The sequence below is a fragment of the Pseudomonas sp. MDT1-85 genome (assembly GCF_054898065.1).
In genome coordinates this window covers 4213291-4239047 of the sequence record NZ_CM142715.1, presented here as the reverse complement: position 1 = coordinate 4239047, position 25757 = coordinate 4213291, and the positions used below count along the sequence as shown (strand labels likewise).

Annotated in this window: 25 protein-coding genes and 5 tRNA genes; 22 read left to right on the top strand and 8 right to left on the bottom strand. The window is 57.3% G+C overall.

Going from position 1 to position 25757, the window contains the following annotated elements; translation table 11 throughout:
* The first annotated feature begins 22 nt into the window (after positions 1-22).
* Entirely contained in the window at positions 23-841 is an 819-nt protein-coding gene (locus tag ACYZT2_RS19245) for a shikimate 5-dehydrogenase (RefSeq protein WP_461966455.1), read from the top strand.
* Positions 842-1130: 289 nt separating this feature from the next.
* A complete protein-coding gene (locus tag ACYZT2_RS19240; RefSeq protein WP_461966453.1) occupies positions 1131-1649 on the top strand; it encodes a cupin domain-containing protein in 519 nt (172 codons plus the stop codon).
* A gap of 152 nt (positions 1650-1801) precedes the next feature.
* Here the strand turns inward: ACYZT2_RS19240 and ACYZT2_RS19235 are convergent, their stop codons facing one another.
* Positions 1802-2449, bottom strand: a complete 648-nt coding sequence (locus tag ACYZT2_RS19235; RefSeq protein WP_461966451.1) for a YceH family protein — start codon at positions 2447-2449, stop codon at positions 1802-1804.
* A 140-nt stretch (positions 2450-2589) separates the two neighbouring features.
* Here ACYZT2_RS19235 and ACYZT2_RS19230 point away from each other — a divergent pair, with 140 nt between their 5' ends.
* Entirely contained in the window at positions 2590-3099 is a 510-nt protein-coding gene (locus ACYZT2_RS19230) for a DUF1993 domain-containing protein (protein ID WP_461966449.1), read from the top strand.
* 198 nt (positions 3100-3297) lie between these two features.
* Here ACYZT2_RS19230 and sstT read toward each other — a convergent pair whose 3' ends face one another.
* Complete coding sequence (gene sstT, locus ACYZT2_RS19225) at positions 3298-4548, bottom strand: serine/threonine transporter SstT (RefSeq protein ID WP_461966447.1); 1251 nt, start codon at positions 4546-4548, stop codon at positions 3298-3300.
* Positions 4549-4876: 328 nt separating this feature from the next.
* Between sstT and ACYZT2_RS19220 the strand changes: the two genes are divergently transcribed.
* Positions 4877-6031 carry an MFS transporter gene (locus tag ACYZT2_RS19220; RefSeq protein ID WP_461966445.1) on the top strand — a complete coding sequence of 385 codons (1155 nt, stop codon included), beginning with the start codon at positions 4877-4879 and terminating at the stop codon, positions 6029-6031.
* Positions 6032-6035: 4 nt separating this feature from the next.
* On the opposite strand, the gene nhaR is transcribed toward ACYZT2_RS19220, so the two are convergent.
* Positions 6036-6935, bottom strand: a complete 900-nt coding sequence (nhaR, locus tag ACYZT2_RS19215) for a transcriptional activator NhaR (RefSeq protein WP_461966443.1) — start codon at positions 6933-6935, stop codon at positions 6036-6038.
* A gap of 310 nt (positions 6936-7245) precedes the next feature.
* On the opposite strand from nhaR, the gene ACYZT2_RS19210 reads away from it, so the two are divergent.
* Together ACYZT2_RS19210 and ACYZT2_RS19205 are read left to right on the top strand one after the other, a co-directional pair.
* Positions 7246-7488, top strand: a complete 243-nt coding sequence (locus ACYZT2_RS19210; RefSeq protein ID WP_461966441.1) for a hypothetical protein — start codon at positions 7246-7248, stop codon at positions 7486-7488.
* 28 nt (positions 7489-7516) lie between these two features.
* Positions 7517-8266, top strand: coding sequence for a TerC family protein (locus tag ACYZT2_RS19205; RefSeq protein WP_461966439.1), 750 nt, complete (start codon positions 7517-7519; stop codon positions 8264-8266).
* 153 nt (positions 8267-8419) lie between these two features.
* Here ACYZT2_RS19205 and ACYZT2_RS19200 read toward each other — a convergent pair whose 3' ends face one another.
* The gene (locus ACYZT2_RS19200; RefSeq protein WP_177409362.1) at positions 8420-8590 is read right to left on the bottom strand and encodes a hypothetical protein; all 171 of its coding nucleotides are present in this window, start codon (positions 8588-8590) and stop codon (positions 8420-8422) included.
* Between the two features lie 171 nt (positions 8591-8761).
* Between ACYZT2_RS19200 and ACYZT2_RS19195 the strand changes: the two genes are divergently transcribed.
* The 3 genes from ACYZT2_RS19195 (at position 8762) to ACYZT2_RS19185 (ending at position 10037) form a co-directional block, all read left to right on the top strand.
* Positions 8762-9490, top strand: a complete 729-nt coding sequence (locus ACYZT2_RS19195; RefSeq protein ID WP_461966437.1) for a cysteine peptidase family C39 domain-containing protein — start codon at positions 8762-8764, stop codon at positions 9488-9490.
* 94 nt (positions 9491-9584) lie between these two features.
* Entirely contained in the window at positions 9585-9800 is a 216-nt protein-coding gene (locus ACYZT2_RS19190) for a DUF6021 family protein (protein WP_461966435.1), read from the top strand.
* A 12-nt stretch (positions 9801-9812) separates the two neighbouring features.
* Complete coding sequence (locus ACYZT2_RS19185; protein WP_253544799.1) at positions 9813-10037, top strand: hypothetical protein; 225 nt, start codon at positions 9813-9815, stop codon at positions 10035-10037.
* A 66-nt stretch (positions 10038-10103) separates the two neighbouring features.
* Here ACYZT2_RS19185 and pbpG read toward each other — a convergent pair whose 3' ends face one another.
* Positions 10104-11042: a D-alanyl-D-alanine endopeptidase gene (pbpG, locus tag ACYZT2_RS19180; RefSeq protein ID WP_461966432.1), complete on the bottom strand. Its 939-nt coding sequence runs from the start codon at positions 11040-11042 to the stop codon at positions 10104-10106.
* A 226-nt stretch (positions 11043-11268) separates the two neighbouring features.
* A complete protein-coding gene (gene folD / locus ACYZT2_RS19175; protein ID WP_461966430.1) occupies positions 11269-12123 on the bottom strand; it encodes a bifunctional methylenetetrahydrofolate dehydrogenase/methenyltetrahydrofolate cyclohydrolase FolD in 855 nt (284 codons plus the stop codon).
* A 274-nt stretch (positions 12124-12397) separates the two neighbouring features.
* Here folD and ACYZT2_RS19170 point away from each other — a divergent pair.
* From ACYZT2_RS19170 to ACYZT2_RS19110, 13 genes are all read left to right on the top strand, one after another.
* A tRNA-Arg gene (locus ACYZT2_RS19170) sits at positions 12398-12474 on the top strand.
* 32 nt (positions 12475-12506) lie between these two features.
* Positions 12507-12582: transfer RNA gene (locus ACYZT2_RS19165), tRNA-His, on the top strand.
* Between the two features lie 57 nt (positions 12583-12639).
* Positions 12640-12724: transfer RNA gene (locus tag ACYZT2_RS19160), tRNA-Leu, on the top strand.
* 75 nt (positions 12725-12799) lie between these two features.
* Positions 12800-12875, top strand: a tRNA-His gene (locus ACYZT2_RS19155).
* A gap of 386 nt (positions 12876-13261) precedes the next feature.
* The gene (gene tig / locus ACYZT2_RS19150) at positions 13262-14572 is read left to right on the top strand and encodes a trigger factor (RefSeq protein WP_461966428.1); all 1311 of its coding nucleotides are present in this window, start codon (positions 13262-13264) and stop codon (positions 14570-14572) included.
* Between the two features lie 92 nt (positions 14573-14664).
* Positions 14665-15300, top strand: coding sequence for an ATP-dependent Clp endopeptidase proteolytic subunit ClpP (gene clpP, locus ACYZT2_RS19145; protein ID WP_038982405.1), 636 nt, complete (start codon positions 14665-14667; stop codon positions 15298-15300).
* A 112-nt stretch (positions 15301-15412) separates the two neighbouring features.
* Positions 15413-16696, top strand: a complete 1284-nt coding sequence (clpX, locus tag ACYZT2_RS19140) for an ATP-dependent Clp protease ATP-binding subunit ClpX (protein ID WP_007901798.1) — start codon at positions 15413-15415, stop codon at positions 16694-16696.
* A gap of 161 nt (positions 16697-16857) precedes the next feature.
* Positions 16858-19254 carry an endopeptidase La gene (gene lon, locus ACYZT2_RS19135; RefSeq protein WP_253544804.1) on the top strand — a complete coding sequence of 799 codons (2397 nt, stop codon included), beginning with the start codon at positions 16858-16860 and terminating at the stop codon, positions 19252-19254.
* Between the two features lie 149 nt (positions 19255-19403).
* Complete coding sequence (locus ACYZT2_RS19130) at positions 19404-19676, top strand: HU family DNA-binding protein (protein WP_002552737.1); 273 nt, start codon at positions 19404-19406, stop codon at positions 19674-19676.
* A 53-nt stretch (positions 19677-19729) separates the two neighbouring features.
* A tRNA-Asp gene (locus tag ACYZT2_RS19125) sits at positions 19730-19806 on the top strand.
* Between the two features lie 102 nt (positions 19807-19908).
* Positions 19909-21780, top strand: a complete 1872-nt coding sequence (locus ACYZT2_RS19120) for a SurA N-terminal domain-containing protein (RefSeq protein ID WP_461966424.1) — start codon at positions 19909-19911, stop codon at positions 21778-21780.
* A 281-nt stretch (positions 21781-22061) separates the two neighbouring features.
* A complete protein-coding gene (locus ACYZT2_RS19115; RefSeq protein ID WP_461966422.1) occupies positions 22062-22910 on the top strand; it encodes a DUF2242 domain-containing protein in 849 nt (282 codons plus the stop codon).
* Between the two features lie 161 nt (positions 22911-23071).
* Positions 23072-23254, top strand: a complete 183-nt coding sequence (locus tag ACYZT2_RS19110; RefSeq protein WP_461966420.1) for a hypothetical protein — start codon at positions 23072-23074, stop codon at positions 23252-23254.
* A gap of 3 nt (positions 23255-23257) precedes the next feature.
* Here the strand turns inward: ACYZT2_RS19110 and ACYZT2_RS19105 are convergent, their stop codons facing one another.
* Both ACYZT2_RS19105 and ACYZT2_RS19100 read right to left on the bottom strand, forming a co-directional pair.
* The gene (locus ACYZT2_RS19105) at positions 23258-24298 is read right to left on the bottom strand and encodes an AraC family transcriptional regulator (protein ID WP_461966418.1); all 1041 of its coding nucleotides are present in this window, start codon (positions 24296-24298) and stop codon (positions 23258-23260) included.
* 2 nt (positions 24299-24300) lie between these two features.
* Complete coding sequence (locus ACYZT2_RS19100) at positions 24301-25431, bottom strand: nitrilase-related carbon-nitrogen hydrolase (protein ID WP_461966416.1); 1131 nt, start codon at positions 25429-25431, stop codon at positions 24301-24303.
* Between the last annotated feature and the right edge of the window lie 326 nt (positions 25432-25757).

Sequence of the window (25757 nt, the reverse complement as noted above, 5' to 3'; positions counted from 1 at the left end):
GTGCTATTTGAAGGAGATTCCAATGCAGATGAACCCCAACAGAGACACTCAGCTGTGCATGTCACTCTCGGGGCGCCCCGGCAACTTCGGCCTGCGGTTTCATAATCATCTGTACGAACAACTGGGCCTGAATTTCTATTACAAAGCCTTCAGCAGCCAGGACTTGCCGGGCGCTGTTGGTGGCATCCGCGCCTTGGGCATTCGGGGTTGCGGCGTGTCGATGCCATTCAAGGAAGCCTGTATTGCTTTGGTCGATGAGCTGGATGCATCGGCTGAGGCTATTCAATCGATCAACACTATCGTCAACACCAACGGTCACCTCAAGGCCTACAACACCGATTACATCGCCATCGCCCAGTTGCTTGAAACCCGTCATGTTCCCAAGGACTCAACCTTTGCCCTGCGCGGCAGTGGCGGCATGGCCAAGGCTGTGGCCAGTGCCTTGCGCGATGGCGGTTACAAAAACGGCGTGATCGTGGCCCGCAATGAGCGAGCCGGGCGTGCTTTGGCTGAATCGTTGGGTTATCACTGGCAGGCGCAGTTGGGCGCTCAACGCCCGCAGATGCTGATCAACGTCACACCCGTCGGCATGTCCGGCGGGCTGGAAGCCGATCAACTGGCGTTCGAGCCTAACGCTATTGCTGCCGCTGAAACTGTCTTCGATGTGGTGGCGATCCCCTCGGAAACACCGTTGATCGTGCGCGGTCGTGCCGAAGGCAAACGGGTGATCACCGGGCTGGAAGTGATTGCGATCCAGGCGCTGGAACAGTTCGTGCTGTACACCGGCGTGCGGCCGACCGAGGAGCAATTCCAGAAAGCCGTGGCGTTTGCCCGGGGCTGATCGTTCCGATTTTTTTGAATGTACCGACCCCTCTATCGCGGGCAAGCCAGAATGCCAGTTAGTTAAGCAATTTCAGCCGCGACGCACTCGCATTACGGCTTAACTGACTGACATTAGGGCAAGCTCGCTCCCACAAGGTCAGCGCTGAACCTGTGGGAGCGAGCCTGCTCGCGATTGCCGCGACTCGGTCTCTGCCAATCCCCACTTCACTTGCCCACGAACATCCCCCGCCTATACTGGCCACCAGCAAGCGCAGACTTGCTCTCCAGCCACCGTGACCGAGGTTTTCATGCATCCCGCCATTCTCAACCTGGATCAGGCCGAACTTTTACCGCTGCCCGAAGAGTTTGCTCCCACCGGAGACGCTGCCGGCCGCTATCAACAACGCTTTGCCCGCATCGGCCAGCAACTGGGCGCGCAAAAGCTGGGTTATCGGTTGTATGCCCTGGAGCCGGGCATGCGCGGCAGTCCTTTTCATAACCATCGGGTCAATGAAGAGATGTTCTACATCGTGGCTGGGGAAGGGGAGGTTCGCCTTGGCGCCGAACGCTTTGCGATCCGCGCCGGTGACGTGATTGCCTGCCCGGCGGGCGGTCCTGAAGCCGCGCATCAGATCATCAACACCAGCAACGGCGAATTGCGCTATCTGGCGGTCAGCAGCCAGCAATCGCCGGACATTTGCGAATACCCGGATTCCGGCAAATACGTGGTGATGGACGACTTCAAGGTCGATGCCGAGGGCAATGCTTCGGGCTTCGTCGCCGTCGCCAGGCAGGCCGATGGTGTGGATTATTGGGACGGCGAGTAGCTATTCAGGCGAAACGCATCTTGTAGCAGCTGCCGAGCCTGCGAGGCTGCCCCCTGTAGGAGCTGCCGAAGGCTGCGATCTTTTGATCTTTTGCCGCTAGATCAAGATCAAAAGATCGCAGCCTTCGGCAGCTCCTACGGGGATCGCGGCAGTTATTCGAGGCGTGCCAGTCGCTCTTCCAGCGCCGCAATCCGCGCTTCAAGCTCTTCGATTCGCTCAACCGACACACCGCCACTGGCGCCACGCTCCGCCGGATTCTGCCGGGCAGCCAGGATCGCTTCGATATCCGCCGGATCGCCCAGCGCATGCATATAACGGTCTTCACGCTGGCCGACCTGACGCGGGATCAACAGCGCCAGACCTCTGGCGATCAAACGTTCCAGCTGGTGCACCACCTGTTCGGCATCTTCGAAGTCATGCATGCGGCCGCTGCGGGTCAGCAGTTCGTTGACCGTCTGCGGGCCGCGCAGGAACAACAGCCCGGTCAGAATCACCTGGGCCGGCACCAGTTCCAGCGCCTTGTCGACCCGATGTTCCCAGCGGTCGGCACGGCTGCCCATCACCAGTCTGGTAAAACCGCGACCTTCCAGGACGCGCAAGCTCTGGCCAACCTGGCCTTGGCTGAGGTTCATTACCGGTTCGCGGCTGGTTTTCTGGTTGCAGGCAATCACCAGCGCATTGAGCGTCAGCGGATAGGTTTCCGGGCTGGTGGCCTGTTTCTCGATCAACGAGCCCAGAATGCGGATTTCCGTGCTGTTGAGCCGCGGTTCGTCGGAGGTCGTTTCTTGCTCAGTGCTCATCGCGCTTTTCCCTAGGCAGTCGAAGCATGCAGTCGAAGCCGCCTAGCCTAATCCTTGCAGGATAAAAGACAAGCCGCAGGGAAGTCAGGCATGGCTATAATCGCTCCACGTTTTTACTCCTGTCACCACACGAGACCATCATGACTATTTCCCTGTACGCCGCCTCCGTTCCGGTTTTCCAGCAAATGCTCAACGCCCTGAGCAACAACCTGAACAAGGCCGAAGCCCACGCTACCGCGAAAAACATTGACCCGAACGCGTTCCTGCAAGCCCGTCTGTACCCGGACATGTTCCCGCTGGTGCGTCAGGTGCAGATCGCCGTTGATTTCGCCAAAGGCGTTTCGGCGCGTCTGGCTGAAGTCGAACTGCCGAAATATGACGATACCGAAACCACCTTCGCTGAACTGCAAGCGTTGATCGCCAAGGTCCTGGCGTTCATCGGCGAGATCAAACCCGAGCAGATCGACGGCAAGGAAGGCATCGAGATCGTTACCCGTCCAGGCACGCCTAAAGAGAAGCGCTTCACTGGCCAGGCTTACCTGCTGAGCTACGGCTTGCCGCAGTTTTTCTTCCACGTGACCACTGCTTACGCATTGCTGCGTCACAACGGCGTGGAAGTGGGCAAGCGCGATTACATGGGCGCGTTCTAAACCGCCCCTATCTAGTCCAGAAATAAAAAAAGCCCGCCAAGGTGTAAGCCTGGGCGGGCTTTTTTTTACAGGTGTTGCTGCGGCTATCGCTAAAAGATCGTCCGATCGCGGCCCGAACCTTCGGCAGCTCCTACATTGGATCGGCGTATACCCTGTAGGAGCTGCCGAAGGCTGCGATCTTTTGATCTTTTGATCTTTTTATGCCAGACGCTGGGCTTTCCCGGCTTTCTGCGTCTTCTGTTCCTCACCCTGGCACGCGGCCGCGGTGAACAGCACGTCGGTGGAGGAGTTCAGCGCGGTTTCCGCCGAGTCCTGCAACACACCGATGATGAAGCCGACTGCCACCACCTGCATGGCGATTTCGCTTGGGATGCCGAACAGGCTGCACGCCAGCGGAATCAGCAACAACGAACCGCCGGCCACGCCCGAAGCGCCACAGGCACAGATCGCCGCGACGATGCTGAGCAGGATGGCCGTTGGAATATCCACGGCGATGCCCAGGGTGTGCACGGCGGCCAGGGTCAGCACGGTGATGGTGATCGCGGCGCCGGCCATGTTGATGGTGGCGCCGAGCGGGATCGACACCGAATAGGTATCTTCGTGCAGGCCCAGGCGCTTGCTCAATTCCAGGTTGACTGGAATGTTCGCCGCCGAACTGCGAGTGAAAAACGCAGTGATGCCGCTCTCGCGCAGGCAGGTGAGTACCAGCGGGTACGGGTTGCGACGCAGCTTCCAGAACACAATGGCCGGGTTCATCACCAGCGCCACGAACAGCATGCAGCCCAGCAACACGGCCAGCAGATGCATGTAACCGATCAAGGCACCGAAACCGGAGGTGGCGAGGGTCGAGGCCACTAGGCCGAAAATCCCCAGCGGCGCAAAGCGAATCACCAGACGCACGATCAAGGTCACGCCATTGGACAGATCGCCCAGTACTTCGCGCGTCGTCTCGCCGGCATGGCGAATCGCAACACCCATGCCGATTGCCCACGCCAGAATGCCAATGAAGTTAGCGTTCATCAGCGCGCTGACCGGGTTGTCGACCACGCTGAGCAGCAGACTTTGCAGCACTTCGCTGATGCCGCCCGGTGCGGTTACGGCCACATCCTGGGTAGCCAGCACCAGGCTCGACGGAAACAGCGTACTGGCGATCACCGCCACCACGGCCGCACCGAAAGTACCCAGCAAATACAGAAACAGAATCGGCCGGATATGGGTTTCCTGGCCGTGTTTGTGGTTGGCAATCGAGGCCATGACCAGCACGAACACCAAAATCGGCGCGACAGCCTTGAGCGCCGACACGAACACTTTGCCAATGAAGGCGGTGGACTTGGCCAGCTCAGGCGCGAACAACGCCAAGGCAATCCCGGCGATCAGGCCGATGATGATTTGCGTGACCAGGCTGCTGCGTTTCAGGCGTTGCAAGAGAGAAGGGGATGAAGCGGTCATAACGGCATCTCTGATTTTATTAGGGTGCAGGGTTCTGCTCATGCAGCAAAAAGCCGGGCAGGCCACATGGAGGGAACCGAAGGGTCGCTACATCAATGCCGATGAGGCCGATGAGCAAAGTATAAGTACCGCAGGCCGCGGACTTTATCACAGCGTAGCCGTGATCCTTCAGACCTGTGACGATCTGCCACCCGATTGTTCAACGCGATTTGCAGGTTCGTGCAACCTCGTCTGGAAACACTCTGTTAAGCTTCGCCATCCTCATTTTCAAGTTCTGCCAGTGAGCCTTCGGGCTGTCGCTGGTGTCGTCGTTTCTCTGGAGTTCTGCATGCTGTTGCCCATTCTTCTGTTGTCCGCCGCCGGTTTTACGGTGCTGACCACGGAATTCATCATCGTCGGCCTGTTGCCGTCAATCGCCCGTGATCTGGACGTCAGCATCCCTCAAGCGGGTTTGCTGGTGACCCTGTTCGCCTTTACCGTGGCCGCTTTCGGGCCGTTCCTGACCGCGTACTTCGCCAGGTTTGAACGGCGCAAACTGTTCATCAGCGTGCTGATCATGTTCGGCCTGGCCAACACGCTGGCTGCACTGGCGCCGAACATCGGGGTGATGGCCATTGCCCGATTGATTCCGGCGCTGGGGTTGCCGGTGTTCTGGGCGCTGGCCAGTGAGACCGCAGTGGACATCGTCGGGCCGGACTACGCCGGGCGGGCCATCGCCAAGATCGGTTTCGGCATTGTCTGCGCCACGGTGTTCGGCATTCCGGTAGGTACGCTGATCTCCGATGCGTTCGGCTGGCGCAGTGCCTTTGGCATTCTGGCGGTGATCGCGTTTGCCAAGGCGTTGCTACTGTTTATCTACCTGCCGAGAACCAACCTGCACCAACATCAAGTGAGCTTCCGTTCGCAGTTCAAAATCCTGCGCAGCCCTTTGATGCTGGGGCATGTGCTGTTATCGATCCTGGTGTTTAGCGGCATGTTCACCGCTTACACCTACCTGGCGGACATTCTTGAGCGGCTGGCCGGTTTCAACGGCACGGTGGTCGGTTGGTGCCTGATGGGCTTCGGTGCGGTCGGCTTGATCGGCAATTCGTTGGGCGGTCGCGCGGTGGATCGGCATCCGCTGATCGCTTCAGTGACGTTCTGTGCCTTCATGATCGCCGGGATGGTGGCGCTGGTGCCGAACATTCATTCACCCCTCGGTTTGGCGGCAGCGATGGGGATTTGGGGCCTGACTCAGGCCGCGCTGTTCCTGGTCAGCCACGTGCGCCTGATGAAGGCCGCACCTGAGGCTCCGGCCTTTGCTGCATCGCTGAACATCGCCGGGGCGAACCTCGGAATCGGTCTGGGCGCGATGGTCGGTGGACGAGTGATCGACAGTGTTGGCCTGGGCGGCCTGGGTTTCGCGGCGGCCGGTTTTATCCTTGTCTCGATCCTGTTGGCGATGGCGCTGATGACCTTCAAGCCTCGCGAAATCTGCGCCTGACGCCTCACATCTCGACGAACAACTCGCGTCGGGCACCTTCGGTAATGGCGACAATGCCGGGGTGCTTGACCTTGCGTTCCACCGAGATGGCGTAGAACGACTCGCGCACCGCGTCGGTCTGGCCAATCACCTCCACGCCATATTGGCGTTTCACTTCGTCGGCAATCACGCTCGGGCCGATGAATATCCCGCTGCCGGATTGGCCGAAGGCCTGCATCAAGGCACTGTCGTCGAATTCGCCGACAATCCGCGGCTGGATCTGCTGTTCGGCAAACCAGCGTTGCAAGCGACTGCGTACCACGGTTTCCGGTCCGGGAATCAGTAGCGGGGCGCCATGCAGGCTGCGGGGGAAGTCCTGGCCATATCGCGCCGCCAGCTCAAAGGTGGCGAAGAAGCTGATGCCGCATTCCCCGAGTTTCTGGCTGTAGCCCTTGATGTCCAGATTCGAGGGCATCGGGCTGTCGGAAATCACCAGATCAAGGCGTTGAATCGCCAGATCGGCAAGCAAGCGTTCCAGTTTGTCCTCGCGACAGGTGATACGCAGCGGCTCGCTCAACTCCATGGTCGGCGCGATCAGGCGATAGACGATGGATTTGGGCACCACATCGGCGACGCCCACCCGAAACAGAATCTGTTGCTCATTGGGCTGCGCCCTGAGCATCAACTCCAGTTCGCCACCGAGTTGAAACATCTGCTCGGCGTAGGGCAGGGTCTGGCGCCCGGCTTCGGTGAGTTCCAGCTGCCGGCCGACACGGCGAAACAACTCGATGCCATAGGTTTGCTCGAGCAGGGAAATCTGCCCGCTGATGGTCTGTGGCGTCAGGTTCAATTGCTCACAGGCGCGCACGATGCTCCCGGTCTTGGCCACCACCCAGAAGTAATGCAGCTGCCGATAATTCAACATGTTGGTGAAATCCCCTTGTTCACATCATCCGTAGGAGCTGTTGTAGGACTTGTAGGAGCTGTCGAGTGAAACGAGGCTGCGATCTTTTGATGTTATTTTTTAAGAGCAAGATCAAAAGATCGCAGCCTCGTTTCACTCGACAGCTCCTACAGGCACACACACACACACACACAAATACGATGTCTGGATTCGTTGTAGCCGAAGTATAACCGCTAAAAATACGAATTTCCCTGAAGTGTTTGCTTCCTTAGAATGCCTCGCTATCGACGGATCGCCTTTCGGTTCTGTCTGTTCTATCGAGGAATGCATCATGAAGCTTAAAACCACGGCGCTGCTGATAACGTCTTTACTGGTGTTGGCCGGTTGCGACCAGGCCGAGAAAAGCGCTCAACAATTGATGGGCAAGGCTACCGAAACCGCCAAACAGGCGATTGACGATACCCACAAAGCTGCCGAGCAAGCGTTGAGCGATGCCACTGGCGGCCTGATCAGCAAGAAAGAACAATCGGCCAAAGAAACGGACAAAACCGAATCTTCGTCCCAGGAAATCTAAACCGTCTACAACGAGTCAGGACTGACCCATGGAATACCTTTTAGAACTTGCTGCAAGCCCCACCGCGTGGGTCGCCCTGGCCACGCTGGTGGTGATGGAAATCGTGCTCGGCATCGATAACCTGATCTTCATCTCGATCCTCACCAACAAGCTGCCCGAACAGCATCGCCAGAAGGCGCGGCGCATCGGTATCGGCATGGCGTTGATCCTGCGCCTGGGCCTGTTGAGCACCATCGCATTCATCGTCCAGCTGACGGAACCTGTGATCGAGATTCTCGGCCAGGCGTTCTCCTGGAAGGACATGATCCTGATTGCCGGTGGCCTGTTCCTGTTGTGGAAGGCGACCACCGAAATCCATCACAGCATGGACCCGGCGCCGGATGATCCGCTGTCTGCTACCTCGACCGTGACCCTGGGCTTTGCCGCTGCGATCGGTCAGATCTTGCTGCTGGACATGGTGTTCTCCATCGACAGCATCATTACCGCTGTCGGCATGACCGAGCATTTGCCGATCATGATCATTGCGGTGGTGGTGTCGGTACTGGTGATGTTGCTGGCGGCTGACCCTCTGGCCAAGTTCATCAACGACAACCCGACGGTGGTGATGCTGGCGCTGGGCTTCCTGATCATGATCGGCATGACGCTGATCGCCGAAGGTTTTGGCGCCCATGTACCGAAAGGCTACATCTACGCGGCCATGGCGTTCTCGGCCACGATCGAAGGCTTGAACATGCTGTCGCGTCGGTCCAGGCAGAAGCGCATCGCTGCTGAAGCTTGACCTTCGTTAAATGAAACGGCCGCCTGAACTCGAAAGAGTCCAGGCGGCCGATGAACCGCTTTTCGTAGGCGCCAGCGGTGCGGCGACCCGACTTGCCGGCGAAGGCGTTCTTGAGGGTGCCTTCGCCGGCAAGCCTGGCTCCTGCATGTCCAGTCAGTGCGCGGTAGCGGGGCGTGCAGTCGGCTGATCGGTTTTCGCCACAGGTGCCGATTGAACCGGGTGGTGATGGTGCCGGCGGGTGATACGCAAAACGCCCCACAGCATGGCGGCGGCCACGGCCAGCCAGCCGGATATCAACATTACAATGGTCATTGTCAGGCTCATCAGTGCCTCCTCTTTGCCCTGCATCGGGCACACACTCTTCCTTGGTAAATGTCAGTTTAGCCGCTGCTGTATTTCAGGCTATTGACCAAAGGTCGCCTGTCACCAACCAGTTCGCTCTATCGAATGCAATCAACTGCCGGTAAAGGCTATACCGCTGCCGCGCGGCATCCTATGATCGACGGCCAAGCCGGGAGTGCGGATACCTGGCGTCTGAACAAGAGAGTGATGATGGTGCGGGTATTTTCTCGAATTCGATCTTTGGTGCTGATCGTTGGCTGCATCGCCGGCCTGGCGGGTTGTGCGGGGAGCGTGGCGCCTGAGATCAAACGTCTGCCAGAGCGCGTCGAACTCAGCGGTACGTTTTACCGAGGGCAAAGTTATCAAAGCGGACCCCAAGTGCTGGCCAGCCTGTTGTCCCGGCAGGGCATCGTGATCACCCCGGGGTTGCTCGACAAACCTCTGCATTTGCCGGGTGCCGAAGACCGCTTGCAGCAGAACATGCAGAACCTCGCGCGTGAGTACGGGATGGTGGTCTACCCTCTCGACAGCCATTTGCCGGCGCTGCTGGCCCAGGTTGCTGCCGGTTATCCGGTAATGGTGCGCTTCACTGAAGGCTCAGCGTTCTGGGCAGAGCCTCGATACGCCATTCTCGCCGGTTACAACCGTCAGAAGCAGACCGTGCTGCTGCGCGCCGGGATGGATCGTCGGTTGCTGATGGGGTTCAGCGCCTTTGAATCGGCGTTCGAGAATGCCGGTGGCTGGGCCGTATTGATTCAGAAGCCGGACCAGATTCCGGCCAACGTCGATCAGCCGCGCTGGTTGAAAGCGGCGAGCGATCTTGCCCAGGCAGGTCAGGAACAGGCGGCAGCCCGGGCGAAAAAAGCGTTGAGCGCGCAGTAGTTTCCGTTCGTCATCTGTAGGGCACCACTCAGGGGTATTGGCCTCTGATGTAAAGGGCCCGGATGACTTGCCGGGTCGTGACCAGGAGGCGCCCATGGCTCATTCCAATACCCCCACTGGCCCGCACTCATCCGAGCATTCGTCCGATAATGAGTTGGGGTTCGACCCCGATTCTCCGGACCTCGCCGATCCTCAGGTCGATCCCATCGGGCCCGCCAAGGCGCCCAGGGATGTAAAACCGGGTGAGGCGGGCAAGAAGGCTCCCGCGAAGCCTTACGATCCACTTGGCGATCTGAAACCCAAGCCCTAGTCAGAGGTGCATATGTCTACCGATTCGAGCTTCGACGACAAACGTCCAGATCCTCCAGACAGTGTTCCAACAACCCCCGAAGGGGATCTGGATCCGGTGATGGATCCGGACAGCCCGTTACGGGACCCGTTGGCCAGGCCGACAGTAGTGCCGACAAAGCATCCGCAGGGTTGGAAAGACCCAAGTGCCGGTGATGGCATTCCAGATGACGATCAGATGCCATTGCCCAACGATTAATTGCGGACAAAAAAGCCCCGAATATTCGGGGCTTTTGTTTACGGGCCGTTTGAAGGCGTTTCGACCTTATTTCGATGCTTCAACCACGCCGCTCTGGCGATGCTTGAGATTCTTGTCGGACTTGTACTGCAGGGCAACGGACGGCACGTTGGCGCTCTTGCCGGTTTCGACCCAGCTGCGAATACGGCTGGCATCGGCAAAGTGCGTGTATTTGCCAAAGGCATCCAGAATCACCAGCGCCATCGGACGATTACCCATGTGGGTGACCAGCACCAGGCAGTGACCGGCCGCGTTGGTAAAGCCGGTTTTGGTCAGCTTGATGTCCCAGTTTGGCTTGTTGACCAAATGGTCGGTGTTGCGGAAACCCAGGCTGTAGTTGGGTTTACGGAATCTGACGGTTTTTTCCTTGGTGGTGCTCAGCTGAGTCAATAGCGGGTACTTGTGTGCGGCGATCAGCAGTTTACTCAGATCGCGGGCGGTGGACACATTGCGAGGGGAGAGGCCGGTCGGTTCGACAAAATGGGTGCTGGTCATTCCCAGCGCTTTGGCTTTGGCGTTCATGGCGGCAATGAACGCGACATAGCCGCCCGGATAGTGATGGGCCAGACTCGCAGCGGCACGGTTTTCCGACGACATCAGGGCAATCAGCAGCATCTCTCGGCGCGGCAATTCACTTTTGAGTTTGACCCGGGAAAACACGCCTTTCATTTCCGGAGTGTCGCTGATGTTGATGGAAAGGTATTCGTCCATGTTCTGCCGGGCTTCTACCACCACCAGGCCGGTCATCAGTTTGCTGACGGACGCGATTGGCACTACGACGTCAGGGTTGCTGGCATAGATCACTTTGTTGGTTTGCATATCCATCAGCAAGACACTGCCGGAAGCGATCTTCAGTTGTGAAATGTCTCGGGGTGCGGCAGTGGTTTCTGCGGCGTTGATCGTTGGCGCGGTGAAAGTCCCTGTAAATGCAAAAAATAGGCTCAGGATTGAAAGACGGATTTTCACGCTGGCGGACTCATAAAGGGTGGATATGCCGTTCTGTAACGGGCTGTTTCTTTAAAAAGCGACGCATTTTAGGAGTATGGCTGAAGAACTGTCGATGGTTGTTCGATGTTCAGCGGAAAGTGCTTGGAAACAGGCTTTTCCGGCGGATGGTCGAGCTTTTTCTGCAGGCAAAAAGAACCCCGCGATAGCGGGGTTCTTTAATGCGGCGCTGCAAGCGGGCATGAACTCAGCCGTGCAGTGTTTCCGCGGCGTACAGCGTGTTTTCCAGCAGGCAGGCGCGGGTCATCGGGCCAACGCCACCCGGTACCGGCGTGATCCAGCCGGCGCGGGGCAGGGCGGTTTCGTAGATCACGTCACCGACCAGCTTGCCATCTTGCTGGCGATTGATACCGACGTCGATCACGATCGCGCCTTCCTTGATCCACTCACCTTTGACCAGGCCCGGCTTGCCGGCGGCAACCACCACAAGGTCGGCGCGACCGACATGGCCCGCCAGATCTTTGGTGAAGCGGTGGGTAACGGTCACGGTGCAACCGGCCAGCAACAGTTCCATCGCCATCGGACGGCCAACAATGTTGGAAGCCCCGACAATGACCGCGTCCATCCCGTATAGATCGGCACCGGTGCTTTCCAGCAGCGTCATGATGCCTTTAGGTGTGCACGGACGCAGCAGCGGAATGCGCTGGGCCAGTCGGCCGACGTTATAAGGGTGGAAGCCGTCGACGTCCTTGTCAGGACGAATGCGCTCCAGCAATTTGGAGGCGTCCAGGTGTTCAGGTAAAGGCAGCTGAAGCAGAACGCCGTCAATCGCCGAGTCGTCGTTCAGGCGATCGATCAGGTCGGTCAGTGCTTCTTGAGTGGTTTCGGCAGGCAGGTCATAGGCTTGGGAAAGGAAGCCGACCTCTTCACAGTCTTTACGCTTGTGCGAGACATAAACCTGAGAGGCAGGATCGCTGCCGACCAGGATCACCGCGAGGCCGGGCGTGCGCAGGCCTTGCTGGCGACGCTGGGCGACTCGTTTGGCGATCTGCTGGCGCAGGCTGGCGGCGATCGATTTGCCGTCGATTAGTTGTGCAGTCATTGCGCGTGATTAACCATCGAGAGGGGAAAAAAAGAGAGCGCATTCTCGCATGTCATGAGGTGAGGGCAAAGGCGCTTGGTCTGCAAATTCCTCTAACCCCTTTAATTAAATGAATTTTTTTTAAAAAGGATTTGACGCCCTCTGGGGGGCTCTATACTATTCGTCGCACTTGTCGGGCACAGCCTAGCACTGGTTGAGAAGGTCGAGCAGAATCAAAGTTTTGCAAGACTGAAAAGCACTTAGTTTGTAGTCCTTCAAGGTTACAGCTAACAAGGCGCCCGTAGCTCAGCTGGATAGAGCATCCGCCTTCTAAGCGGATGGTCGCAGGTTCGAGTCCTGCCGGGTGCGCCATTAGGCAGCTTTGGCACAAGTAACGCGATATGGTGGGCGTAGCTCAGTTGGTAGAGCACGGGATTGTGACTCCCGTTGTCGTGGGTTCGATCCCCATCGTCCACCCCATATTTCGAAAGGCGCCAGATTAACAGTCTGGCGCCTTTGCTTTAACAGCTTCAATCCGCGGATGTGGTGGAATTGGTAGACACACTGGATTTAGGTTCCAGCGCCGCGAGGCGTAAGAGTTCGAGTCTCTTCATCCGCACCAAATAAAGCTTCGCTCATGCCGGTGGCATGATTGGGGCTCAACAAAGAAGTTGTTCATTCTTTGTAACGCAATATGGTGGGCGTAGCTCAGTTGGTAGAGCACGGGATTGTGACTCCCGTTGTCGTGGGTTCGATCCCCATCGTCCACCCCATATTTCGAAAGGCGCCAGATTTAACAGTCTGGCGCCTTTTTTGTTTCAGCGGCCGCAGGTTCTGGGTCGCAGCGGCGGGGCGTTTCGTCGTATTTATGTTTCTCGATGATGCCACGCTGCCCGCCGGCCTTGCTCGCAAGATCGGCTGTCAGGGAGATTGTTGGCAGTCTCTTCTATATATAGAAGGGTTGGCGCAGAGCCCTGGCGTGACTGGCTGTAATTGCCATCGGGGCGAGGTGCATTCGTGCATTCGCACCTATAAATTGCCTGCTGCTTTTTTACCCGTTTTCAGTAGGGTGACTTCTTGAGTTTGACCCACTAGAATGCATGCCCTTGATTCTGGGGTCGGAAACGGCCGGCTAACGTCTGTGCAACGAGGAATATCCATGCAAGTTTCTGTTGAAAATACTTCTGCTCTTGAGCGCCGCATGAGCATCACCGTGCCGGCTGAGCGCATCGAGACTCAGGTCAACAAGCGTCTGCAGCAGACCGCCCAAAAGGCCAAGATCGCTGGCTTCCGTCCAGGCAAAGTGCCTATGAGTGAAATCAAGCGCCGTTTCGGTGCTGATGCACGTCAAGAAGCCGTGGGCGATGTGATCCAGTCTTCCTTCTACGAAGCTGTTGTCGAGCAGAAGCTGAACCCGGCTGGCGCTCCTTCGATCGAGCCTAAATCGATGGAAGCTGGCAAAGATCTGGAATACGTCGCAATCTTCGAAGTGTTCCCGGAGTTCAACGTTGCCGGTTTCGAAGGTATCACTGTTGAGCGCCTGAGCGCTGACGTGGCTGATGCCGATCTGGACAAGATGCTGGAAGTCCTGCGCAAGCAGAACACCCGCTTCGAAGTCGCCGATCGCGCTGCTCAGAACGAAGACCAACTGAGCATCGATTTCGTCGGCAAAGTCGACGGTGAAGTGTTCGCAGGCGGTTCCGCCAAAGGCACTCAGCTGGTGCTGGGTTCCGGCCGCATGATCCCTGGTTTCGAAGACGGTCTGGTTGGCGCTAAAGCCGGCGAAGAGCGCGTTCTGAACCTGACCTTCCCTGAGGACTATCAGAACCTCGACCTGGCAGGCAAAACTGCTGAGTTCGCCGTGACCGTGAACACCGTTTCCGAGCCTAAACTGCCAGAACTGACCGAAGAATTCTTCGCTCAATTCGGCATCAAGGAAACCGGTCTGGAAGGCTTCCGCACCGAAGTTCGCAAGAACATGGAGCGTGAACTGCGTCAGGCGATCAAATCCAAGGTCAAGAATCAGGTTATGGATGGTCTGCTGGCCACCAACCCGATCGAAGTGCCAAAGGCTCTGCTGTCCAATGAAGTCGACCGTCTGCGCGTGCAGGCTGTTCAACAGTTCGGCGGTAACATCAAGCCTGACCAACTGCCGGCCGAGCTGTTCGAAGAGCAAGCCAAGCGCCGCGTTGTGCTGGGTCTGATCGTGGCTGAAGTGGTCAAGCAATTTGACCTCAAGCCTGACGAAGCCCGCGTTCGCGAGATGATTCAGGAAATGGCTTCGGCTTATCAGGAGCCTGAGCAGGTTGTGTCCTGGTACTACAAGAACGACCAGCAACTGAACGAAGTCCGTTCGGTTGTGCTGGAAGAACAAGTTGTGGATACTGTTCTGCAGAAAGCTAGCGTGACCGACAAATCGGTCTCTTACGAAGAAGCGGTCAAGCCGGTAGAAGCTCCACAAGCCGACTGATTGTTTTTGCGATAAGAAGTACACACATAAGCCAGCCTTCGTGCTGGCTTATGCGTATTCAAGACATAACTATTTGGGAGTGACTGCAGAGCATGTTCCGTAATTCGTATATTCAGCAGAACTCTGATATCCAGGCCGCAGGCGGCCTGGTCCCGATGGTTGTCGAGCAGTCTGCTCGTGGCGAACGCGCCTATGACATCTACTCGCGCCTTCTCAAGGAGCGAGTGATCTTTCTGGTTGGTCCGGTAGAGGACTACATGGCCAACCTGATCTGTGCGCAACTGCTGTTCCTTGAAGCGGAAAACCCGGACAAGGACATCCATCTCTATATCAACTCGCCGGGCGGTTCGGTGACGGCGGGCATGTCGATCTATGACACCATGCAGTTCATCAAGCCAAACGTGTCGACCACCTGTATCGGTCAAGCGTGCAGCATGGGCGCGTTTCTACTGACGGCCGGTGCCCAAGGCAAGCGTTACTGCCTGCCGAACTCGCGTGTGATGATTCACCAGCCCCTGGGCGGTTTCCAGGGCCAGGCCTCGGATATCGAAATCCATGCCAAGGAAATCCTCTTCATTCGTGAGCGTCTCAACACGCTGATGGCCAAGCATAGCGGGCGCACTCTTGAAGAAATCGAGCGCGATACCAACCGCGATAATTTCATGAGTGCAGATGCTGCGCGTGAATACGGGTTGATCGATGAAGTGATCAATCAGCGCCCCGCTTAAAATAAGCAGCTCAAAATAAGGTTGGTCGGCCGGTCCGATCACCAGCGGGCTTGAAAAAGCCCGCAATAGCCTTCATCTTGTGTTGCAAGCCTATCGGATTTGGATCGAACGAATGACTGACACCCGCAACGGCGAGGACAACGGCAAGCTGCTCTATTGCTCCTTCTGTGGCAAAAGCCAGCATGAAGTACGCAAATTGATTGCCGGCCCCTCGGTCTTTATCTGCGACGAGTGCGTCGACCTGTGCAATGACATCATCCGTGAGGAGGTGCAGGAAGCCCAGGCCGAAAGCAGCGCGCATAAATTGCCTTCGCCTAAAGAAATCAGCGGCATCCTTGATCAGTACGTGATTGGTCAGGAGCGTGCGAAAAAGGTTCTGGCCGTAGCGGTGTACAACCACTACAAGCGTTTGAACCAGCGTGACAAAAAGAATGACGACGTCGAACTCGGCAAAAGCAACATCTTGCTGATCGGCCCGACAGGCTCGGGTAAAACCCTGCTTGCCGAAACACTGGCCCGCTTGCTGAACGTTCCGTTCACCATCGCCGACGCAACCACCCTCACCGAGGCGGGTTATGTCGGTGAAGATGTCGAGAACATCATTCAGAAGCTGCTGCAGAAGTGCGATTACGATGTAGAAAAAGCCCAGATGGGCATTGTCTACATCGATGAGATCGACAAGATCTCACGCAAGTCTGACAACCCGTCGATCACCCGGGACGTTTCCGGTGAAGGCGTGCAGCAAGCCCTGCTCAAGTTGATCGAAGGTACAGTTGCTTCCGTTCCGCCTCAGGGTGGTCGCAAGCATCCGCAGCAGGAATTCCTTCAGGTCGACACCCGTAACATCCTGTTCATCTGCGGTGGTGCGTTCTCCGGTCTGGAAAAGGTTATTCAAAACCGTTCCACCAAGGGCGGCATCGGTTTCAACGCAGAAGTGCGCAGCAAGGAAGAAGGCAAGAAAGTCGGTGAGTCCCTGCGTGAAGTCGAACCTGACGATTTGGTCAAGTTCGGTCTGATCCCGGAATTCGTCGGTCGTCTGCCGGTACTTGCCACGCTGGACGAGCTTGATGAGGCTGCGTTGATGCAGATTCTCACCGAGCCGAAAAATGCTCTGACCAAGCAGTATGCCAAGCTGTTCGAGATGGAAGGCGTGGACCTGGAATTCCGGGCCGACGCGCTGAAATCGGTCGCCAAACGTGCCCTGGAACGCAAAACCGGTGCCCGTGGACTGCGTTCAATTCTCGAAGGTGTATTGCTCGACACTATGTATGAGATCCCCTCGCAGTCCGAGGTGAGTAAAGTAGTGATCGATGAAAGCGTTATAGAAGGTAAGTCCAAGCCACTGTATATCTACGAAAACAGTGAGCCGACTGCCAAGGCAGCGCCGGACGCCTAAGCGTCACACTGCTGAAATAAAGAAGGGGCCTTCGGGCCCCTTTGCTTTTAAGGCGTTTCAACATTTTATTTGCGCTTGTTTTTTTTGAAAACAGCCCCCATCTTGGTTTCAAGCTTACTTCCATCTGTTTACGGCCTTATGGCCGCCGTAGAGGCGAAATCATGAAGACAACCATCGAATTGCCTCTCCTGCCATTGCGTGATGTCGTGGTTTATCCGCACATGGTTATCCCGCTGTTCGTGGGGCGCGAGAAATCCATCGAAGCCCTCGAGGCAGCGATGACGGGCGACAAGCAGATCCTTCTGCTGGCTCAGCGAAATCCTGCTGACGACGATCCCGGTGAAGAAGCACTTTATCGCGTAGGCACTATCGCTACCGTTCTGCAGCTGCTCAAGCTGCCTGACGGCACGGTCAAGGTTCTTGTCGAAGGCGAGCAGCGGGGCGCCGTGGAGCGCTTCAGCGAAGTCGACGGCCACTGCCGTGCCGAAGTTTCGCTGATCGACGAAGCCGACGCGCCTGAGCGCGAGTCGGAAGTGTTTGTCCGCAGCCTGCTGGCTCAGTTCGAACAATATGTGCAGCTGGGCAAGAAAGTCCCTGCTGAAGTCCTGTCGTCGCTGAACAGCATCGACGAGCCAGGCCGCCTGGTCGACACCATGGCCGCGCACATGGCCTTGAAGATCGAGCAGAAACAGGAAATCCTCGAAATTATCGATTTGTCGGCCCGGGTCGAGCACGTTCTGGCGTTGCTGGATGCCGAGATCGATCTGCTGCAAGTCGAAAAACGCATTCGCGGCCGCGTTAAAAAGCAAATGGAGCGCAGCCAGCGCGAGTACTACCTGAATGAGCAGATGAAAGCCATTCAGAAAGAGCTGGGCGATAGCGACGAAGGCCACAACGAAATCGAAGAGCTGAAAAAGCGTATCGATGCCGCCGGTCTGCCGAAAGACGCGCTGGCCAAGGCTCAGGCCGAACTGAACAAGCTCAAGCAAATGTCGCCAATGTCCGCGGAAGCGACGGTGGTGCGTTCGTATATCGACTGGCTGGTGCAAGTGCCGTGGAAGGCTCAGAGCAAGGTGCGCCTGGACCTCGCCCGTGCCGAAGACATTCTCGATGCCGACCACTATGGTCTGGAAGAAGTCAAAGAGCGGATCCTCGAATACCTCGCCGTGCAGAAGCGCGTGAAGAAGATTCGTGGTCCGGTGCTGTGCCTGGTCGGTCCTCCTGGGGTGGGTAAAACCTCTCTGGCGGAGTCGATCGCTCACGCCACCAACCGCAAATTCGTCCGCATGGCCCTCGGTGGTGTGCGCGATGAGGCGGAAATTCGTGGTCATCGCCGGACTTATATCGGTTCGATGCCAGGAAGATTGATTCAAAAGATGACAAAGGTGGGCGTCCGCAACCCGCTGTTCCTGCTCGATGAAATCGACAAAATGGGCAGCGATATGCGTGGCGATCCGGCGTCGGCGTTGCTGGAAGTGCTCGATCCCGAGCAGAACCACAACTTCAACGATCACTATCTGGAAGTCGACTATGACCTGTCCGATGTGATGTTCCTGTGCACCTCCAACTCCATGAACATTCCGCCGGCGCTGCTGGATCGGATGGAAGTGATTCGTCTGCCGGGTTACACCGAAGACGAGAAGATCAACATCGCCGTCAAATACCTTTCGCCGAAGCAGATTACAGCCAACGGTCTGAAGAAAGGCGAGCTGGAGTTCGACGCCGAAGCGATCCGCGACATTATCCGCTACTACACCCGCGAAGCCGGTGTGCGTGGGCTGGAGCGCCAGATTGCCAAGGTTTGCCGCAAGGCTGTCAAAGAGCATGCGATGGAAAAACGCTTCTCGGTGAAGGTCACTGCCGACATGCTCGAGCACTTCCTGGGCGTGCGTAAATTCCGTTACGGTCTGGCTGAGTCGCAGGATCAGATCGGCCAAGTCACAGGCTTGGCATGGACTCAGGTGGGCGGCGAATTGCTGACCATCGAAGCCGCGGTCGTACCGGGTAAAGGCCAACTGATCAAGACCGGTTCTCTGGGTGACGTGATGGTCGAATCGATCACCGCAGCCCTGACTGTTGTCCGCAGCCGTGCGAAGAGCCTGGGGATTCCTCTGGACTTCCACGAGAAGCGCGACACGCATATCCATATGCCTGAAGGGGCAACGCCGAAAGATGGCCCTAGCGCCGGTGTAGGCATGTGCACGGCCCTGGTATCAGCTTTGACTGGCATTCCTGTACGCGCAGATGTTGCCATGACCGGCGAAATCACCTTGCGTGGTCAGGTATTGGCAATTGGTGGTTTGAAAGAAAAACTGTTGGCTGCTCACCGTGGTGGAATCAAGACGGTGATCATTCCTGAAGAGAACGTACGCGATCTGAAGGAAATTCCTGACAATATCAAGCAAGATCTGCAGATTAAACCAGTTAAATGGATTGACGAGGTCCTGCAAATTGCGCTGCAATACGCGCCGGAGCCCTTGCCGGATGTGGTTCCGGAGATCGTTGCAAAGGATGAAAAGCGCGAGACTGACTCTAAGGAAAGAATTAGCACGCATTAGTACGCATATGCCTGGGGGGCTTGTTGACAGTTTTTTAGAGCCCTTGTTATAAAGCGGCTCTTAAGTGTCTGTAGGCCATTCAGCACTCGTTTTTTTGCTTTCACCAAAAAACTTAGAATCAAACTCAAATAGATATAAGGGGACTTAGAGTGAACAAGTCGGAACTGATTGATGCTATCGCTGCATCCGCTGATATCCCGAAAGCTGCTGCTGGCCGTGCGCTGGACGCTGTAATCGAATCCGTCACTGGCGCTCTCAAGGCTGGCGACTCTGTTGTTCTGGTTGGTTTCGGTACCTTCTCCGTAACTGATCGTCCAGCTCGCATCGGTCGTAACCCACAGACCGGTAAGACGCTGGAAATCGCCGCCGCCAAAAAACCAGGTTTCAAAGCCGGTAAGGCACTGAAAGAAGCTGTCAACTAAGTTCGATTCAGGTTTTTGCCTATCCGGGTCGGGGTCATTCCTGACTTGGCAGCGGAGCGGTAGTTCAGTCGGTTAGAATACCGGCCTGTCACGCCGGGGGTCGCGGGTTCGAGTCCCGTCCGCTCCGCCAGTTACGAGAAGGCGCATCCTCGGATGCGCCTTTCTTCTATCCGGATTCTACCCACGCTCCACGGTTGCCTAATTTTGAAGTTCAACCGTTTCTGGGGGACGCATGCTGCAGAATATCAGGGACAATTCACAAGGCTGGATTGCCAAGACCATTATCGGGATCATCGTTGTACTGATGGCTTTCACCGGTATCGAGGCCATTTTCCAGGCGACGACCAACAGCCAGGATGCGGCCAAGGTCAATGGTGAAGAAATCAGTCAAAACGAGCTGAACCAGGCGGTTGATATGCAACGCCGTCAGCTCATGCAACAGCTTGGCAAGGATTTCGATGCTTCCTTGCTCGACGAAAAAATGCTGCGCGAGTCGGCCCTCAAAGGCCTGATCGATCGCAAACTGCTGCTGCAAGGCGCAGAAAAATCGAAATTCGCTTTCTCCGAAGCGGCTTTGGACCAGGTGATCCTGCAAACGCCTGAATTCCAGGTGGACGGCAAGTTCAACGCCGATCGCTTCGATCAGGTGATCCGTCAACTCGGCTATAGCCGTCTGCAATTCCGCCAGATGCTGGCTCAGGAAATGCTGATCGGTCAGCTACGCGCTGGCTTGGCCGGTAGCGGCTTTGTCACCGATGCACAGGTTCTGGCCTTCGCCCGTCTGGAAAAACAGACCCGCGATTTCGCCACCTTGAACGTCAAGGCAGATCCTGCAGCGGTGAAACTGACTGACGACGAAGTCAAAGCCTACTACGACGAACACGCCAAGGAATTCATGACGCCGGATCAGGTGGTCATCGACTACCTCGAATTGAAGAAGGCGTCCTTCTTTGATCAGGTCAGCGTCAAGGACGAAGACCTGCAAGCGGCGTATCAGAAAGAAACCGCGAACCTGTCCGAGCAACGCCGGGCTGCGCATATTCTGGTCGAAGTGAACGATAAGGTGACCGAGGCGCAAGCCAAGGCCAAAATCGAAGAAGTGCAGGCGCGTCTGGCCAAAGGCGAGAAATTCGAGGTCCTGGCCAAGGAATTCTCCCAGGATCCAGGCTCGGCGAACAATGGCGGTGACCTCGGTTTTGCAGGTCCGGGCGTCTACGATCCAGCGTTTGAAAAAGCCCTGTATTCGTTGGCCAAGGATCAGGTTTCGGAGCCGGTTCGTACCGACTTCGGTTTCCACCTGATCAAGCTGTTGGGCGTTGAAGCCCCTGAAGTGCCAACGTTTGCCAGCCTGAAAGACAAGCTGACCCGCGAGCTGAAAGCCCAGCAGGTCGAGCAGCGTTTCGTCGAGGCGACCAAGCAATTGGAAGACTCGTCGTTCGAAGCCTCCGATCTGGCCCAGCCAGCACAAGACTTGAAGCTGACTGTCCACACGTCCGCGGCATTCGGCCGGGAAGGTGGCGAGGGTATTGCGGCCAACCGTGCCGTGGTGACCGCTGCGTTCAGTCCTGAAGTGCTGGATGAGGGTGCCAACAGCACCGCCATCGAGCTGGACCCGGAAACCGTGATCGTGCTGCGCGCCAAGGAACACCGCAAGCCTGAGCAACTGCCGCTGGAAAGCGTGGCTGCCAGCATCCGTGCGCAGCTGACCAAGGAGCACGCCAGTGCTGCCGCCAAGACCAAGGCTGATCAACTGATCGTCAGCCTGCGCGACGGTAAGACCGCTCTGGACAAGGCAATCGATGGCCAGAGCTGGAAAGTCACCGAAGCCGCGACTCGCGCTCAGGAAGGGGTCGACCCAACTGTGCTGCAAGCGCTGTTCCGCATGCCCAAGCCTGTCTCCAAAGACAAGCCGACCTTCAGCAGCGTGACCCTGGCCGATGGTAGCCTGGTGATCGTGCGTCTGAACGGTGTGAACGAAGCCGCGGCGCCGACCGAAGAAGAGAAGGTTCAATACCGTCGCTTCCTCGCCTCGCGCATTGGCCAGCAAGATTTTGCGGCCTACCGCAAACTGTTGGAAAGCGAGGCTGAGATCAAGCGTTTCTGATGCTTGACTGAGTGTCCTGCAACATAAAAACCCTGGCCAGACGGCCGGGGTTTTTTATGGGCGAAGATCGAAAGATCGCAGCCTTCGGCAGCTCCTACTGATGTACGCGATTCCATGTAGGAGCTGCCGCAGGCTGCGATCTTTTGATCTCCATCCGAACGGACTTTTTCCTGTCAATGACAGTCAGTAGACTTGTAACTGTTTCAAGACACTAAACGGTGCGACGCTAAGCATCGATCTGTTGCACAATACGCCCCGAACCGTTTTCCTCAGGATGTTCAATGTTTAGATCAATTCCCATGCGGGTTGTGGGGCTGGCCGTGGTGCTGGCCGTCGCTGCCGGTTGTTCATCGAAGAAAGCCGCCATCTACGAGCATGAGAACTTCGACGACTCCGGAACGTTTTCGCGCAATTACCCGGTGACCGATAAGCAGACCTGCGAGGCCGCCCGTCGGGCTTTGCTCAGTCAGGGTTACATCATCACTAGCAGCGATCCAAAGCTGGTCAGTGGACACAAGAGCTTCCAGCAGACTGGCGAGACTCACATGGAGATCAGCTTCAGCGTGGTCTGTGCCGATGACGGTAGCGAAGGGCATCACGCGACGATGTTCGCCAACGCCTTGCAGGACCGTTATGCGCTGAAAAAGACCAACAACTCCGCCAGCCTCGGTGTCGGCGTGTTGGGCTCGGTATCGATGCCGATCGGCTCATCCGACGACTCGATGGTCAAGGTCGCCAGTGAAACCGTGTCCTCGGCCAAGTTCTACGAACGTTTCTTTGCCCTGGTCGAGTTGTTCCTGCCGCCGGAAGCGAAGAAGGCCGCGCACATCACCGAGAAGCCGAAGACCGACCTGGGTGTGCCTGAAGCCAAGGCTGCGCCGGCTCAGTTGGCGCCGACTCCGACCCCGGCGGCAGAACCTGCTCCAGCGCCGGCAGCCGAACCTGCACCAGCCGAAACCGCTCCAGCCAGTTCGGAGCCCGTTGCACCACCTGCTGAAACGGCGCCGATCACTCCAGAGCAGGGCAGCCAGCCGGCTTCGTCCACAGAAACGGTGACGCCACCGGCAGACTCAAGCACCATGCCCCCTCCGAGCGAGCCGATTTCGGCCATGCCTGTCTCCGGGCAGTAATCGGCCGGTGTTACGGGATCGGGTCAGATGTCTCCGATCCCGTAACACCTTCCAAGATTGATCCACATCAAATCGAGCCGTATTCCTACAGCTCGTATCGAAAAAAATCTGCGATAAATTCCTGACCACCTGCTACGTTTATTCAGTAGCAACGTAGTGTCATGCCCGTGTCATTTTTCTTTCATGCAGACACTTTATGCTCGGAGCGCTGGTCATTTATTCAGACGATTTTTTCACCAAGCGATGGGGGTTTAATAATGGACGATTATCAAGAAGAACTGCTCGAGTATCAGGCGTTTGAACTGGACCCGCTGGAACCGGCCGAAGACGCTACCGAGTTGTAAACGTTACGCGGATTGGCGATGACTGCGGCGAAACTCGCCGGGGGTCTGGCCGTTCCAGCGTTTGAAGGCCCGCTGGAAAGCTTCGGCAGAGGCAAACCCCAGCAGGTAGGCGATTTCTCCGAACGCCAGTTCGGTGTCGCGGATGTAGGTCATGGCGAGGTCGCGGCGTGTGTCGTTGAGAATTGTACGAAATTGCGTGCCTTCCTCGGCGAGTTTGCGGCGCAAGGTCCAGGTTGGCAGCTTCAGGCGTGCCGCCACTTCTTCCAGGTCGGGTTCCCGACCACCATTGAGCAACGGCCCCAGTAACTGAGTGATGCGTTCACGCAGGCTGCGGGTGCGTGTCAGTTGTTCCAGTTCCCGTTCACACAGTTGCAGCAGGTGCCGCCAGGTGCTCGGGCAGTGTTCCGGGTTGCGCTGGGCGAGGCTGTCCAGGCTCAGGCGCAGTTGATTCTGTTCGGCGCCAAACTGAATCGGACAATCCCCCAGCACGGCGTACGCCTCGCGGTAATCCGGCGCTTCAAACTCGATCTCGATCCGTTCAGCGCGTAGCGGGGCAGGGCTTACGCTGGATAATTGCCGCAACCAGCCGGCGATGATCGAATCCACCACGAAGCGGTTGTAGGCGTTGTAGGGGCTGATGGAATAGAACCGCAGCCAGGCGCCTTGGGCGTCTTCATGAAAGCTCGACTGGCCGCGATAGTTGGAGCCATACAGCGCTTCGAAGCGAATCAGGCAGCGCGCCGCTTCCCGAACGGTGGGGGCCTGGGCGGCGGTGACTCCGGCCAGGCCGGCCTGGCTCAGGCGACTGAGCCGGCCCATGCGCAAACCCAGTGCCGGGTCGTCGGTCAGTTGAATGGCGCCGTGACCCAAGCGCATGTAGCGCGGGATCGAGAGGCGGGCACCTGCCTCGGCCAGCCGTGCGGCATCGAGGCCGTATTGTTCGAGCAGTGGTTGTGGGTCCAGGCCATGGCTGCGCACGGCGTCGGCCAGGCTATGGACGAAGCCCACCGACAAATCCCCGAGGCGCATCGGCTGCGGTTTCATCGTTACAGCCAGAGGTTCAGCAAACGCGCGCCCCGGGCATCGCCGTCGGCGAATTGTTGCCCGTTGCTGCTGAGGAAGCTTTGACCGGCGCTGCCCTTGTCCCAGAACTGACCGCGCAGGAACACGCTCATGCCGGCGATGGCTTGGCTACCGGATGGTTGGGCGATCAGCGTCAACCGATGCCAGGCCTGACCTTCACTGAGTTCGCCAGCCTTGAGGCTCACAGAGTTCGGTGTGGACTGGCCTTTGTAGCCGGGCCACGGTTGATCCCAGGACCCGCGCCCGACGACGAACGCCGGGACCGCCACCAGTTGCGCGCCTTGATCGTCGAGTTTGCGATAGTTGTCGGGGTACCAACTGTCTCTGCCGATCAGCACGCCCAGGCGTCCGGCCGGTGTATCGACGACGTTGATCGCGTGTTCGGAATGGGCTTGGACAGTGTCGTGCCCAGCGAAAGTCGGGTGCATTTGCCGCTGCGGCTGGCCGATCGGCAAACCGTCGCGACCGAACACTACGCTGCTGTTGTACAGGGCACCGCAGCCAATTTTCAGGGTGCCATCGCTGACGCTCGGCTCGGGCAACACGATGGAACCGGCCACCAGAGTAATGCGGAATTCTTTCGCCAAGCCGCCGAACAGCGCCTGGTAATCCCTGGCCATTTTCTTGGCTTTCATCCGCAAGTGCGCATCGTCGAGACGGTTGCCGCCCTCGGCACTGATCAGGGCGCTGATGAACTGCAACGGGTTGCTCACCGCCAGCCAGTTCATGGCTTCCTTGAGCGTAGTGGCCTGGTACAACTCATCTTTTTCGCCGCTGATCATCAGCCAGGTGCCGACATGTTCAGGCAGTACGACGATGGTTTTTTCGTTCAGCAGGCCCTGATCCTGAGCCTTCTGCAAGTAAGCCGCGAGCTTGCGGTGCAGGCGTTCGGGGCTTTGATAGTCGGTGGGGAACAACTCGGGCTGGATACCCAGCAGGTTGCCGCGATCGGCGGGGGCGCCCTGATCGACCGCGAGACTGATGCGCAGGTCCGACAGGTAATGACCCACCGGACGGTCCGCGGCCCACATCGCGTAGGTCGTGAGAGCGGCGATCAACGCCATGGAGAAGGTCAGGTACAAAAGTTTGCGCATGGGAAAACAGTCAACGGCCGTGTGCAGGCATGAATTCTCAGTATGGTTAGAATCGAAGGTTACGGCAAATCAATAGGTTGGCGAGAATTTTCCCACCTGAAGTAAATTTTTTTTCCGTTTCAAATGAAATCGGCGAGCGTTTCGATCGTTTGAGTTGAGACTGCACGCAGGTGCGTGGAGACTTTGGCGTTCGGCGCGTGAGGTCGGAAGTTATGGGCGGGGAGGATTTAAAGTAAGAGTGCAATCATGATCGAGACGGGAAGAATTCGATCGCTTTATTTGTGGTGCGCACGTTGGTATGAGAGATTTCCGCTTTGGATAGCTCG

What these genes read in the sequence shown, in the direction of transcription:
- ACYZT2_RS19210 (WP_461966441.1), top strand. Translation starts at nt 7,246, where the DNA reads ATGAAGCTTAAAACCACGGCGCTGCTGATAACGTCTTTACTGGTGTTG.
- ACYZT2_RS19115 (WP_461966422.1), top strand. Translation starts at nt 22,062, where the DNA reads ATGTTTAGATCAATTCCCATGCGGGTTGTGGGGCTGGCCGTGGTGCTG.
- ACYZT2_RS19195 (WP_461966437.1), top strand. Translation starts at nt 8,762, where the DNA reads ATGATCGACGGCCAAGCCGGGAGTGCGGATACCTGGCGTCTGAACAAG.
- ACYZT2_RS19200 (WP_177409362.1), bottom strand. Translation starts at nt 8,590, where the DNA reads ATGAGCCTGACAATGACCATTGTAATGTTGATATCCGGCTGGCTGGCC.
- ACYZT2_RS19100 (WP_461966416.1), bottom strand. Translation starts at nt 25,431, where the DNA reads ATGCGCAAACTTTTGTACCTGACCTTCTCCATGGCGTTGATCGCCGCT.
- ACYZT2_RS19120 (WP_461966424.1), top strand. Translation starts at nt 19,909, where the DNA reads ATGCTGCAGAATATCAGGGACAATTCACAAGGCTGGATTGCCAAGACC.
- ACYZT2_RS19230 (WP_461966449.1), top strand. Translation starts at nt 2,590, where the DNA reads ATGACTATTTCCCTGTACGCCGCCTCCGTTCCGGTTTTCCAGCAAATG.
- sstT (WP_461966447.1), bottom strand. Translation starts at nt 4,548, where the DNA reads ATGACCGCTTCATCCCCTTCTCTCTTGCAACGCCTGAAACGCAGCAGC.
- ACYZT2_RS19110 (WP_461966420.1), top strand. Translation starts at nt 23,072, where the DNA reads ATGCCCGTGTCATTTTTCTTTCATGCAGACACTTTATGCTCGGAGCGC.
- ACYZT2_RS19235 (WP_461966451.1), bottom strand. Translation starts at nt 2,449, where the DNA reads ATGAGCACTGAGCAAGAAACGACCTCCGACGAACCGCGGCTCAACAGC.
- lon (WP_253544804.1), top strand. Translation starts at nt 16,858, where the DNA reads ATGAAGACAACCATCGAATTGCCTCTCCTGCCATTGCGTGATGTCGTG.
- ACYZT2_RS19105 (WP_461966418.1), bottom strand. Translation starts at nt 24,298, where the DNA reads ATGAAACCGCAGCCGATGCGCCTCGGGGATTTGTCGGTGGGCTTCGTC.
- folD (WP_461966430.1), bottom strand. Translation starts at nt 12,123, where the DNA reads ATGACTGCACAACTAATCGACGGCAAATCGATCGCCGCCAGCCTGCGC.
- ACYZT2_RS19245 (WP_461966455.1), top strand. Translation starts at nt 23, where the DNA reads ATGCAGATGAACCCCAACAGAGACACTCAGCTGTGCATGTCACTCTCG.
- ACYZT2_RS19220 (WP_461966445.1), top strand. Translation starts at nt 4,877, where the DNA reads ATGCTGTTGCCCATTCTTCTGTTGTCCGCCGCCGGTTTTACGGTGCTG.
- nhaR (WP_461966443.1), bottom strand. Translation starts at nt 6,935, where the DNA reads ATGTTGAATTATCGGCAGCTGCATTACTTCTGGGTGGTGGCCAAGACC.
- ACYZT2_RS19185 (WP_253544799.1), top strand. Translation starts at nt 9,813, where the DNA reads ATGTCTACCGATTCGAGCTTCGACGACAAACGTCCAGATCCTCCAGAC.
- clpX (WP_007901798.1), top strand. Translation starts at nt 15,413, where the DNA reads ATGACTGACACCCGCAACGGCGAGGACAACGGCAAGCTGCTCTATTGC.
- ACYZT2_RS19205 (WP_461966439.1), top strand. Translation starts at nt 7,517, where the DNA reads ATGGAATACCTTTTAGAACTTGCTGCAAGCCCCACCGCGTGGGTCGCC.
- ACYZT2_RS19240 (WP_461966453.1), top strand. Translation starts at nt 1,131, where the DNA reads ATGCATCCCGCCATTCTCAACCTGGATCAGGCCGAACTTTTACCGCTG.
- ACYZT2_RS19190 (WP_461966435.1), top strand. Translation starts at nt 9,585, where the DNA reads ATGGCTCATTCCAATACCCCCACTGGCCCGCACTCATCCGAGCATTCG.
- tig (WP_461966428.1), top strand. Translation starts at nt 13,262, where the DNA reads ATGCAAGTTTCTGTTGAAAATACTTCTGCTCTTGAGCGCCGCATGAGC.
- clpP (WP_038982405.1), top strand. Translation starts at nt 14,665, where the DNA reads ATGTTCCGTAATTCGTATATTCAGCAGAACTCTGATATCCAGGCCGCA.